The sequence below is a fragment of the Inconstantimicrobium porci genome, from assembly GCF_009696465.1.
Taxonomy (GTDB): Bacteria; Bacillota; Clostridia; order Clostridiales; family Clostridiaceae; genus Inconstantimicrobium; species Inconstantimicrobium porci.
The window spans coordinates 12,801-25,304 of the sequence record NZ_VULX01000008.1; the positions used below are offsets into that span (position 1 = coordinate 12,801).

A 12,504-nucleotide genomic window follows, 5' to 3' on the forward strand; every position below is an offset into this window, starting at 1 on the left:
GTACTTGGAGTATACACAATTATTATATGTTAAATTGGATTTGTAAACATAATATAGTTTACCTCCTGATTCGTCAAAATTAATTACAATACAAACAAAATAATTATATCAATTTAAATGTCAATATACAAGGAAATATACATGATGGTGTGTTATAGAGTTTGTTATTTATTATTGGAAATGCTATAATTACCAGTAGCAAAGTTTCGTATGGGAGGTATAAGTATGCTTTGTGCATTAATTATGGCAGGGGGCCAAGGAACTCGTTTTTGGCCTTTATCAACTGAAGAAAAACCAAAACAATTTTTAAATCTCATAGGTAGTGAATCAATGATTCAAATGACAGTTAATAGAATAAAACCTATAATACCTGTTGAGAGAGTTTTTATTTGTACATGCAGAAAATATGTGAGTCTTGTTAAAGAACAGCTGCCTGATATTCCATATGAGAATATTATTGTAGAGCCAGAAAGCAGGAATACAGCACCATGTATAACCTTATCAACACTTGTAATAGCTAGAAGATATAAAGATGCTGACATACTTGTTCTTCCATCAGATCATCTTATAAAGGAAGAGGACAAATTCAGAAACATAATATTAGAGGCTGATAAGTTCGTGGAAACAAATGAAAATGCCATAATAACACTTGGAATGAAGCCCAATAGGGCTGAAACTGGATATGGTTATATAAAATATAAAAAAGGTATTGCTTCAGAAAACAAAAACGATATATTTAAGGTTGAAAAGTTCGTTGAGAAGCCTGATAAAGAAAAAGCAGAAAAATATCTTGCAGATGGTTCATATCTTTGGAATGGCGGTATATTTTTATGGAAGAGTTCTGGCATAATTAATGAGATAAAAAAATACTGTTTTGATATGTATGAAGCACTACATGGTATCCTTGATGTAGCAGATGAAAATATGCAGAGTCTTATTGATGAGAATTATAAGAATACAAAGGCTATTTCAATAGATTATGCAGTACTTGAAAAATCAGACAACATATATGTTATTCCAAGTGAAATCGGATGGGATGATATTGGAACATGGAAGGCTGTTGAAAGATACAAAGAAAAGGATATTAACAATAATATCATAGATGGAAATGCAAAAGTTATAGAATCATATTCCAACATTGCATTAAACAGTGGCAAGAGAATAGTGATGATAGGAATAGATGATGTTATGACTCTTGAAACTGAAGACAGCATCTATATTGTTAATAAAGATTATCTGGAAAATTTACGAGATTACAGAAATAAAATATAAAAAAGCAGAAGGGCTAGTCCTCCTGCTTTTCTATTTACTCAGCCTTTTTTTCTGGTATGTTGATTATTTCTAGTATTTTTTCGGAACGTTCTTTAGTTGAACCGCTTACGATGGTATAAGAAACATTTTCACTGTCTAAAAATTGTTTAATGGCATCATCTATAGATTTTGCTAAAGTTTCATCCTGCCATCTTACTCCATCCTGCTTGTACCCAAATTCTCTTGGAACAAAGAATAAGTAATCATATTTATTTAAGTCTTTTAGAGCTAGTCCATAAAGATCTTTTAATATTTCAATTTCTTTTGTAGTTCTTTTTTTATCTCCAAGCATGAATCTTCCATAAACATAAGGAATAAATGTTGCATAATCTGTGATGGCATAGTCAAATTCTTCAAGGGAATCTTCAAGCATCTTTTGTCCAAGGTAAATACCATATTGTTCAGATATAGCTTCAATCATTCCCTTTTCCTTCAAGTAATCAGTACTGTATTCTGTAGCAGCACCTACATTAAGTCCTTTAACTTTTAAATCTACGTATAACTGTTGGATTAGTGTGGTTTTACCACATCTAGGCCCTCCTAAAATTGCTATTCTTATAGGCATATTTAAACCCTCCAATAAATTAAATGAAAACATAATTATTATAGCATACAGATAAAATTTGTAAATGTGAAATGTTGCGTATTTATGCAAAATGGATGATATTATATGTTATAATTTAATAGAATGTGTAGATATGTAGTGAAAGTAAATGATGAAGGTCAAAAAATATTCGCTAAAATTACACGTATTAGGCTTTATGTTATTATACTACATAATTGATGTAGGAAAAACTAAAAAATAAGAGATTTAAGGAGATAAGTATATGTATAAATTAATAGCATTAGATATGGATGGCACATTATTAAATGATGAAAAAAAGATTACAGAAAAAACTAAAAAGACTATATCAGAAGCAAGAAAGAATGGAAAGTATGTAGTACTTTGTTCTGGAAGACCAATAGAAGGAATAGATAGATATCTTGATGAGCTTAATATGAATACAGAAGATGATTATGTTATAAGCTTCAACGGATCACTTGTTCAGCATGCAGCCAACAAAAAAGTAATTGGCAAGAAGACACTAAAAGGTGAAGATTTAAAGTACTTATTTAATATAAGCAGAGAACTTGGAGTAAATATTCACGGATTTTCAAAGGAGGGATGTATAACACCTAAAATTAGTAAATATACTGAACTTGAGGGTAAGATTAATGGAATAACAGTTAAAGAATTTGATTATACTAAGATAGAAGATAAAGAGGATATATCAAAAGTTATGATGATAGATGAGCCTGAAATTCTTCAGAAGGCTATAGATAATCTACCAAAAGATTTATATGAAAAATACACAGTAGTAAGAAGTGCACCATACTTTTTAGAGTTTTTAAATAAAGATGCAAACAAAGGCACAGGCGTAGGAATGTTGGCAGAGCATCTTGGTATAAAAAAAGAAGAAGTTATATGTGTAGGGGATGCAGGTAACGACTTACATATGATAGAGTATGCAGGACTTGGAGTTGCAATGGAAAATGCAACAGAAGACGTTAAAGAAAAAGCGGATTTTATTACATTGAGCAATAATAATGACGGAGTGGCAAACGTTATTAACAAATTTATGCTCTAAGAATTAAGAATGAAGGAGGAAATTAGCGTAGCTTTGCTAGCTAATTTCTCCATTTTTAATGGAGACGCTGCCTCCAAACCTCCTGTGGGATTGCTGAACGCAATGCCACCTGGATCAAAATTGCTGAGCGCAATTTTTCAAGGAGGTGTTTTAAAGAGGGCTTTGCTCTATTTTTAAGCAGGCATTCCAAATCTTTGATTTGGTATGTTCACTTATGCCTTGGATTGAACTCTGCTTCAGCAGAGTTCAATCCATCATTCTTAATTCTCCATTCTTAATTCTTAATTAAAAAAGGGGTGTTTTATGAAAAAAAGAAAAACTCTAATTATTACTTTATTTCTTATAGTAGTAATTTTTTTATCAGTGTATGCTGTATTGCCTGCAAAGAACGTTCAGTATTACACTTACTCTCAAAATAAAAGTGTTGCCGAGTCTTTGCTGAATATCGGTGGTGCAAAGCTACATAATAAATTTCTTGAACTTACATTAAATGAAGGTAATGTAAATGAAATTCTTTCTTCAATTGATAACCTTCAGCAATATAGGGTAGTGCTTAATGACAGTGATGCTGATTTTCATATTCCAATGACAGTTATGAAAGTCATAAAGACAGACATAGATGTGAAATTTGATGTGAAGGTAGAAAACAATAAGCTTAAGTTCACAGTTAAAGAAAGCAGATTTGGTAAGATGAATATTGATAACAAACGAGTATTGGAGTATGTAAAAGATGGAACATATAATGATATAAATGTAGAAAAAAGCGGAAATGATATTTATGTTTCATGTAAATACTTAATATTTGAGGATGCAAAAATAAAAAATAATGAACTTTTTGTAAAAACCTCCATAGATATTAAAGGAATTCTTAATTCGCTAAAGAACTTATAATTAGTACAATCTTGTCTTTAGATTAGTAAGGAAACATTAGGATAAAAGAAGATACAAAAAGGTAAGGAGAATTCAATGTCAGTTTCAATAAAAAAGAACGTTATAGCAAAATTTATATTAAATTTGTTCAATATAATAATACCACTGCTTGTAGCACCTTATATATATAGAGTTCTTGGAGCAGATTTGAATGGAAGGATAAATTTTGCTGATAGTTTAAGCCAGTATTTTATCATTTTTGCGAACTTTGGAATATATCAGTACGGAATAAGAGAAATTAACAAAGTTCGTAATAATAAAGAAATGATGAGAAAAACTTTTTCTTCATTATATTTAATAACTTTTATTACTAATATAATTGCTGCTGTATCATATGTTACTTATGTTATCTTTAGGTATTCTAATAGTGTAGTTTACATAGCATGTATGATAACTACAGTTAATTTTTTTGCAACAGCATTTTATGTTGAATGGGTAAATGAAGCTACAGAAAATTATCAGTTTATAACTATAAAAACCATTTTAACAAGATTTCTGTATACTGTAATCTTATTTGCCATAATAAAGAGTTCTAAAGACTTTGTTAGTTATCTTATTCTGATAATGGTCATAAATGTTATTAATAATTTAATCAGTTTTATTTATATTGCAAAAAAAATTGGCTTTGATTTTTCAGATCTTATATTAAAAAAGCATATCAAGCCCATGTTTCTAACGATAATAATATCAAATTCTCAACTGCTTTTCGTACAATTAGATAAAGTAATGCTTGGTGAATCAGCAGGTATGTTACAGGTGAGTTACTATTCCATAGCACAAAAAATAATCACAATGATAAGTACCTTATTGTTGAGTGTTATATATGTTACTATACCAAGGTTATCTGTGTATCTTGCACAGAAACAGCATGAAAAATATTACGATTTGTTAAAGCAGTCAGTAGAAGTATTCATGATGTTGTTATTTCCAAGTGCAATAGGAATTATGGTGTTATCAAAATACATTGTAACTATATATGGAGGTGCTGAATATAGTGGGACAGGAAATGTACTAGCTGTATTTGCTGTATACATGATTACATATGGAATAGAAACTATTCTCACAAATCAGATAATGTATTTAAAGAGAAAAGAAAAAAAGCAGATGCTTTTTACTTCGATGTTTGGAGTACTTAATTTCATACTTAATATTGTTTTAGTTAAGCTTCATATATTTAATGCATTAAATGCTATTATTACTACAGTTATAGCTGATGCGATACTGATATTGACTCAATATATATATATAAAATATATATTAAAAGTTCAATACAGTATATTCGCATGGAATAATATGAAATATTTGTTGATTTCACTAATATTTATTCCAGTCTCATTTGTCTTTAAGTTTGTGAATAATCAATATATCTATATAGTCTTAAATATAGTAACAGACTGCATAATATATTTTATGTTTATTCCTAAGAAACAAAAAGAAAGAATTTTAAAAAGAAAAATTAGAAAGGTAGAATAAAAGTGATTTTTATAGGATATATAGATAAAAACAACGATACAGGACCAGGTAATGTTCTCAAAATGATAATGAATCAGTTTGAGAAGAATAATGATAAGTATAAGTTTATAAATATATGTACAAAAACAAAAAAAGACAAACTATTTTTATATACAAGACTTATAAGATTATTGTTTATAAAAAATGAGATTATTAATATTCATTCTTTTGGATATAAGATTCCTGCACTGGTTTCAAAAATTGCAAGAATAAATAAAAAAAGTAGATTTTTTCTTACTTTGCATGGCATTTTAAGCGAGGAAGCAGCATTTGAAGGCAGGAACGGAGGCTTTGAACATTATTTTAAGAATAAAGAAAAATATGATTCTTTAGAAGAGGACATAATTAAGAATTTTCCTAATATAATATGTGTATCTGAAAAAGAAAAAAATATACTAAATAATAAGTACAATAGATTTGAAAATATTGAAGTGATCTATAATGGTGTAAACAATTATGACAATATGAAAAGGAATCATGAATTTATAAATAATCAAATAAAATGTATAGCTGGGGGCGGTATTTATAATAGAAAAGGAATATTTGAAATGCTGTCAGCTGTAAATTATTACAATTCTCAAAATGAAGAAAAAATCTATCTTAATATATATGGTGATTATGAGTCAGATGAAATTCTAGAAGAATATAATGAATTTATTAGTAAATATAATTTAAATGAGTATGTTAAATATAAATTTAAAGTTAAAAGTGAGGAATTTATTGATAAGCTTTCTCAGGCAAATTTTTGTTTGGCTTTCAGTAAATTTGATACATTCAATCTCACTGTATTAGAGTCTATGAGTCTTGGAGTACCTGCTGTAGTAAGCAGGCAATGTGGTGCAGCTGAGATACTTGAAGAAGATAAAGATGTTATATTTTTAGACTTTGATGAGAAGTATGAAGAAAGTTTTATGAAGAAAATCAAATTTATATATAATGATAAAAAATATTATAATCTATGTTGTTATGCCAGAAATAAGGCAAAAATGTATGACTGGTCTAATGTGTATGAACGTTATAAAAAAATATTTACATAATAAATAAAACTCAAGAGTTACTCTTGAGTTTTACTGAATGGGAAAATTGTGAATGCCTTTATATAAATTGTAAAAACAACCATAAGATTATATTATCAAAAAAAATAGAATTAATCAAACCAAATTAAAGATAATTTTTGATAAAATATTCATAAAATACATAGGCTAGACGAGTATTTTCTTAAGATTGGCTAGGGAAGGTGGAAAATATGAAAAGAAATAAAAAGAAATGTAATATATTAATATTATGTTTATTGTTATGCAGTATGCTAGGTGGGTGTACAAAGAAAATAGACACAAGAGTTTGGGTAAACGTTATCTCTGATATGGAGCCAGCATATGCCAGAGAACTTCTTGATCAGTATTATTCAACTAATAAAGATGTTGTAATAAATATAATAAATAAACCAGCGCTTGAGGCAAAAAATATAATAGAAAATAAGAAAGGTGATTATGATATTTGGTTAGGTAATTTATATGAAGATACAGTTGAACTTGCAGATAAAGGATACTTTGCTGAATATAAGCCTAAGGGTTATGAAAATTTATTATCAAATTATCAAGATATGAATGAGGTACCTAAATATATTGTGATTGCTGCAGAGACATCAAAAGTAGTTGCTAATGATTCTTTGAAAAAAGAAATAAAAAATAATGGGTTGGTTGAAACTGTTATTAATAATATTGATGACTTTGCAATAATGAATCCGGAAAAAACGGTTCAAGGTTTATTATTTTTAGAAGATATTTATGATAAATATGGAGAAAAAGATTCCGAATATATATATAGAAAACTAAAACAATCAAAAAAATCATATACTCTTAAAAACTATGAAAGTGGGAGAAAAGTAGATAGAAATTTATTAAAAGGAGCTGTGGTAGCAGATTATACAGCTTACTATAGTGAAGTGGATGACTATGAAACTCATAGATATGATGTGATTGATAATCCTAATTATAATTTTGTAAGCGCAGCTATAATAAATAATAATGGAGCAAGAAAAAGACAATTTGAAGCTGCTAAAAAGTTTATGGATTTTTTAACAAGTAAAGAAGCATTACAGTATGTAAATAAATACAAAATGGTAATTATTAATAAGTTCCCATTGCAGATTAATGATGAAACACTAGGTAGTGGAAGAGTATTTACAGTCGAACATAAAAGGAAAAAGTACGAACAAATATTAAAAATTTATAAAAAAGCATAAATTTTAAGTGTTACCGGTCGAATAAAAGAAGGATTAGAAATGATAAAAAGATATAAAATATATTTTTTGACAAATGATTTTAATAAAAATACAAAATAATATAATGAAATGTGGTAATTAATAATAAATTATGAATATTGACTTTACATTGTAAATTAAATATAATAGTATTAGTAAAACAAAATCATTGGTAAAATAATTAAATTATATTTATATTGACAAAAAAAGTTGAAATGAGAAAATAAATTATGTATAATAATGATATTGTATATAATAGTATTTTTTTTAATTGTTACTAAAGTGGTAAAGCACTTTAATATAAATTATTGTAAATTTAGGAGGGAATTATTGTGAAAAAATCAACAAAAACACTTAGCGCAGCTGTTGCGGTAGCATCATTAGGTAACTTAGTTGTTCCTGCTGTTACAACATTTGCCGCTGAACAAAATACTACTGATGTAGAAGCATTAGTAAAAAAAGCTGAACAAACTAAACAAGGCAAAGGAATGTACAAAGCTTGGTTTGAAGCTCAAGAAGCAGTAATAAAAGCTGGACAAGGTGCTAAATACGCATCAAGATTATCAGCAGTTTATGATGCTATTCCTTATAAAGCTTTACTAAAAGAAATAGTTGATGGCATCATTTCAGTAGAGAAAGGCGAAGAGAGAACTGCTAGAAAGTACTATGAACTTGAACCAAAAGTAAACAAGATTCAAGAAGAATACAAAGATCAATGGGATAGAGATTTCGTAGGAAATGAACTTTATCGTTGGGCAGAGGTAATTCTACATAACGAAGATTATGCTCCAGTAGAAGAAGCTATCAAAGTAACATTACCAGCTTTACAAAAAGCAGAAGACTATGAAAAGATGGCACAAGTTCTTGCTGATGTTCAGAAGAACATAGACAAGCTAACTGGTGACAACAAAGATTATGCAAATGAACAAGTTCAACCATATAAGGACTTAGTTGAAGAAAAATTATTTGCTAAAGTTGAATCAGTAAGTGCTATTAACGCTTCTGAATTAGTAGTTAATTTCAACAAAACTGTTGATGCAGCAACTGCTGAAGATTATAGCAACTATGAATTAAAGGTTAATAATACTACTGTACAGTTAAATGATGCTGACTTCGAAATAGCAGCTAATGGAAAGCAAGTAACAATTCGTTTACATGACTTAAAAACATTCCAGAAGGGTGACAGATACGTTGTTCAGACTAATGACGCTATAAAGACTACTTCAGGAAAGAAACTTGAAAAATTCGTATCAGACGAAAAAACATTCAACGAAAGTGCAGCTCCAAAGCTAATATCAATAGGATACGCTAGTGCTACAGATTTAATAGTTGAATTTGATAGACCTATAGCTAAAAACTTTACTATGTTAAAAGACAACGGAGTTGCTTTATCTATTTCTAAAATTGAACCTTTAGAAGGCGATTCTGATATTGGAGTTGCTGGTGATTATACTTATAAAGTAACAACAACTGATGGAAAATTTGCAGATAAGGGTACTCACAATGTAACAATTTATGATGTTAAAGATACAGCTAAAGCTTTCGCAAGCAAAGCAAGCACATTAACAGGTTCATATACTATTAAAGATGCAAACGCAACAGCACCTAAGGTTGTTGATGTACAAGCAGTAAATGCAAATAGATTCTTCCTTCAGACTAATGTAAAAGTAGATGATTTAACAAAATCTAAGTTAACATTATTAAAGGGAAATCATAAGTTTGCTAGCGCTAATGCAGATACAGTAAATGCTACTTCAAAGGCATTCTATACTGCTGGAACAAAAGATAATAAGCCTGGTATCTGGGTAGTAGTATCTGATGCAGTAGCAAGTGATGAAAACCCATTATACAGAAGTGATGAAACAACAGCAACTTTAACAGCTACATTAGAAAACTATGCAGCTGATGGACTTATCGGAGAAAAGACTACTAAGACTGTAACTTTAAACAAGAATAATGCAAAGCCTGCCGTTAAAGAAACTGCTACAAATAAACTTAATAACACATTGACAGTTAAATTTGATAATGCTTTAACTGGATCAATAAATGTAAATGATGTTGTTGTTAGGGATAAGGATGGAGTTATCAAGAACGCAACAGGTGCTGAGATAAGTGGTGATACTGCAACTATTACATTAGCTAATGTAAATGATGCACCTTACACTGTTGAATTCAAGGCAGACAAATTCCAAAACGCAGTAGATGATACTAATGTTGCTACTTACTTAGTAAACACAGTAAAGAATAGCAAGATAATAACTGCAATCAGAACTGCTCAGGGTAGCAACTTCAAATACAAAGAACTTGCATTAAATAAAGTAGATGCTAGTAATTTAGATGATGCCGCTGGTAATGTATCAGTTACTAATAATGCAATAGATATATTCTTCGGTGCAAATACTGAAATGAGTAGTAGTGCACTTAATCCAGCTAACTACACACTTGATGGAAAGGCTCTTCCAGCTGGTTCAACAGTTGATTTCGTTGGAGATAAAAAACATGTAAGAATAACATTACCTGCTGAAACTTTAGTTGCATCAACAACTTATAGACTTACTTTATCAAACAATATACAGACTGCAGCTGGTGAAAATTTAGTTGAAAGCTTACAGACTAAAGAAGGAACTCATATAGATCTTGATTTAACTGATAATGTTGCACCAACACTTAAATCTGCTAAGTATAGTCTTGCAGATCCTACAGCACCAATACTTTCAACAACTACTGCTAATAAGATTGAAGTAACATTCAGCGAAACTTTAGCAACTATCGCAGAAGATACAGATGTTAACGAAGATGACTTCAAGATACTTGTAAATGGTTCAGAAATCGCAGTAACTGGAATAAAACAAGATCTTACAAAGAAGGAAAAGGTTACTCTTACATTAGGACAACCAATTAATGTTAGCCAGTCAGCTAGTATATCAATAGTTGCAGAAGCAAATGGAAAAGTAATAAATACTACAGATGTTGCTGGTAACAAAGCAAGCACTAAGGTAACTATTAACGTTCCAACTTTAAAGTAATCTAAGACTTTAAAATAAATGTAGTTTCCTCGATTAAGGGAATTTACAAATAATGATTGATATTAGTGAAGAGAATCGATAGAAATATCGATTCTCTTTTTTTGGTGTACCCATGCTGGGCACACCAAAAAAAGGCTACTGGAGAATTTCCAATAGAACTATCTTAAGCAAATCCTTAAACAACAAATGTATAAATGAATCCTTAGATTCTAATGAACCGCCGTATACCCAATTATACGTACGGTGGTGTGAGATGAGCTAAATAAAATAATTATTTAGCTCCTACTCGATTATGCATAAATACTTTAGTGTAGCAAAAGATATTTTAGCATACATTATAACTTTTAACAGACAAATATTTAAGAAAAAAGACAAGTCAATTTTTACACTTATCTTATATAGACAGAGTATGGCCTATGAACAACGCAATTATAGAATAATACCAAGATTATCAGGTTGCACTCAAAAAAGCCTCTGAGAGCTTTTGGGCGCATTTCAAAGAATACCTTCTTTTAGATATAGATGTATGTTCAGATTAATTTGAGAGAATCAAGAATAGAATATTTGGTAAAGGTCTTTTAAAAACAAAAAGGGTGGTGTTGCATATAAATGTAAACATAATTATGTAACTTTTTGATCATATAAAAATGTAGCATTAGCATTGAAGAGAAAATTAAATATATAAAATTATATCTTGATGGAAAAGATAGCATAAATCCATAATATAGATAATTCAGCAGAATCATTTTGGCAGTGGACACGAAATTATTATTAAATGAGATCGGAAGCTTTCAATATGAAAGGCTACAACAAATATCCTAGAGAACTTAAGTTACAAGCTGTAAGAGATTATTTATCTGTATTAAGTTCTCAAGATTATATTTACCGAAAGTATAAAATACGCTCAAAATCTAAATCACAAAAATGGATTCTAATGTATAATAGTGATAATGAATTAAAATCTTTTGTACCGTCAGAAGCACTATTATGACTAAACGTAGATTTACTAAATATAATGAACGCATAGATATCGTAAAGTATTGTATTTAGAATGATAAGAACTATGCTAAAACAGCAGAAAGATTTCAGATTTCTTATCAACAAATTTATAGGTGGATAAAAAATATGAAAATAACTGTGTTGAGGCACTATTAGTTAATCGTGGAAAGCGCAAGCTTGAAAATAATATGTCTTAAATTGAAAAGCTAAAGGCTAAAAATAAGCTGCTTGAAGCTGAGAATCGTAGGCAGCAAATGGAGATAGACTTTAAAAAAAATTAGAGGAGATAGAAAGGAGGAGATTTTAATCCAAGTAAAATATGAATCTATATATTTTACTATAAAGGAACTAAGTATGTTGAAAGCTTACCCTATTAAAGTTTTATGAGAATTTGCAGGTGTTTCACAAGCTGCTTATTATAAATGGGTAAACCGTAAAGAAACTTTAGCTGAAAACATTTTAAATAGAGAGTTTAACTCTAATAAGCTTGGTTAAAAATTAATTACTGACGTAACTGAAATAAAATATGGTACATTACAAAAAGTATATTTAAGTGTAATTTTAGATTTTTCTGACAAAAGTATTGTTTCTTTTGTGATAGGATATTATAACAATAATAATTTAGTATTTGAAATTTTTTATATAGCCCATCAGAAGCATCCAGATGCAAAGCAATAGTGGATTACATATATTATTACAATAATCAAAGATATCTAAAGAGGCTTAACTGTATGAGTCCTCTAAGGTATAGGAGATATTAATTAAAATCTGTATTGTAAAAATATAGCTAACCGCAAACGCGATTAGCTATACAAATTATTTTTGCTTTTTACTG

The 12,504-nt window shown here is 29.2% G+C and carries 10 protein-coding genes and 1 pseudogene; 10 read left to right on the forward strand and 1 reads right to left on the reverse strand.

Going from position 1 to position 12,504, the window contains the following annotated elements; all coding sequences use genetic code 11:
- Positions 1–225: 225 nt before the first annotated feature.
- A complete protein-coding gene (locus tag FYJ33_RS07140; protein WP_154531151.1) occupies positions 226–1,272 on the forward strand; it encodes a mannose-1-phosphate guanylyltransferase in 1,047 nt (348 codons plus the stop codon).
- A gap of 34 nt (positions 1,273–1,306) precedes the next feature.
- Here FYJ33_RS07140 and FYJ33_RS07145 read toward each other — a convergent pair whose 3' ends face one another.
- Positions 1,307–1,876, reverse strand: coding sequence for an AAA family ATPase (locus FYJ33_RS07145; RefSeq protein ID WP_154531058.1), 570 nt, complete (start codon positions 1,874–1,876; stop codon positions 1,307–1,309).
- Between the two features lie 262 nt (positions 1,877–2,138).
- Here FYJ33_RS07145 and yidA point away from each other — a divergent pair, with 262 nt between their 5' ends.
- The 9 genes and pseudogenes from yidA (at position 2,139) to FYJ33_RS16975 (ending at position 12,430) form a co-directional block, all read left to right on the forward strand.
- Entirely contained in the window at positions 2,139–2,939 is an 801-nt protein-coding gene (gene yidA / locus FYJ33_RS07150; RefSeq protein WP_154531059.1) for a sugar-phosphatase, read from the forward strand.
- Between the two features lie 303 nt (positions 2,940–3,242).
- The gene (locus FYJ33_RS07155; RefSeq protein WP_154531060.1) at positions 3,243–3,830 is read left to right on the forward strand and encodes a hypothetical protein; all 588 of its coding nucleotides are present in this window, start codon (positions 3,243–3,245) and stop codon (positions 3,828–3,830) included.
- Positions 3,831–3,905: 75 nt separating this feature from the next.
- Positions 3,906–5,342 carry an oligosaccharide flippase family protein gene (locus FYJ33_RS07160; RefSeq protein ID WP_154531061.1) on the forward strand — a complete coding sequence of 479 codons (1,437 nt, stop codon included), beginning with the start codon at positions 3,906–3,908 and terminating at the stop codon, positions 5,340–5,342.
- Between the two features lie 2 nt (positions 5,343–5,344).
- Positions 5,345–6,418, forward strand: coding sequence for a glycosyltransferase family 4 protein (locus tag FYJ33_RS07165; protein ID WP_154531062.1), 1,074 nt, complete (start codon positions 5,345–5,347; stop codon positions 6,416–6,418).
- 209 nt (positions 6,419–6,627) lie between these two features.
- Entirely contained in the window at positions 6,628–7,626 is a 999-nt protein-coding gene (locus tag FYJ33_RS07170; RefSeq protein ID WP_154531063.1) for a substrate-binding domain-containing protein, read from the forward strand.
- 350 nt (positions 7,627–7,976) lie between these two features.
- On the forward strand, positions 7,977–10,670 hold the full coding sequence (locus FYJ33_RS16835; RefSeq protein WP_154531064.1) for a SwmB domain-containing protein: 2,694 nt from the start codon (positions 7,977–7,979) through the stop codon (positions 10,668–10,670).
- Between the two features lie 796 nt (positions 10,671–11,466).
- Entirely contained in the window at positions 11,467–11,661 is a 195-nt protein-coding gene (locus FYJ33_RS07180; protein ID WP_206046636.1) for a hypothetical protein, read from the forward strand.
- A gap of 74 nt (positions 11,662–11,735) precedes the next feature.
- A pseudogene (locus tag FYJ33_RS16970) lies at positions 11,736–11,825 on the forward strand (helix-turn-helix domain-containing protein); the annotation flags it as partial.
- Positions 11,826–12,346: 521 nt separating this feature from the next.
- A complete protein-coding gene (locus FYJ33_RS16975; RefSeq protein WP_407928893.1) occupies positions 12,347–12,430 on the forward strand; it encodes an IS3 family transposase in 84 nt (27 codons plus the stop codon).
- Positions 12,431–12,504: the final 74 nt, after the last annotated feature.

Bases quoted from the DNA above. Each gene is read 5' to 3' on its own strand.
- FYJ33_RS07140 (WP_154531151.1), top strand. From the start codon at position 226: ATGCTTTGTGCATTAATTATGGCAGGGGGCCAAGGAACTCGTTTTTGG.
- FYJ33_RS07145 (WP_154531058.1), bottom strand. From the start codon at position 1,876: ATGCCTATAAGAATAGCAATTTTAGGAGGGCCTAGATGTGGTAAAACC.
- yidA (WP_154531059.1), top strand. From the start codon at position 2,139: ATGTATAAATTAATAGCATTAGATATGGATGGCACATTATTAAATGAT.
- FYJ33_RS07155 (WP_154531060.1), top strand. From the start codon at position 3,243: ATGAAAAAAAGAAAAACTCTAATTATTACTTTATTTCTTATAGTAGTA.
- FYJ33_RS07160 (WP_154531061.1), top strand. From the start codon at position 3,906: ATGTCAGTTTCAATAAAAAAGAACGTTATAGCAAAATTTATATTAAAT.
- FYJ33_RS07170 (WP_154531063.1), top strand. From the start codon at position 6,628: ATGAAAAGAAATAAAAAGAAATGTAATATATTAATATTATGTTTATTG.
- FYJ33_RS07180 (WP_206046636.1), top strand. From the start codon at position 11,467: ATGAAAGGCTACAACAAATATCCTAGAGAACTTAAGTTACAAGCTGTA.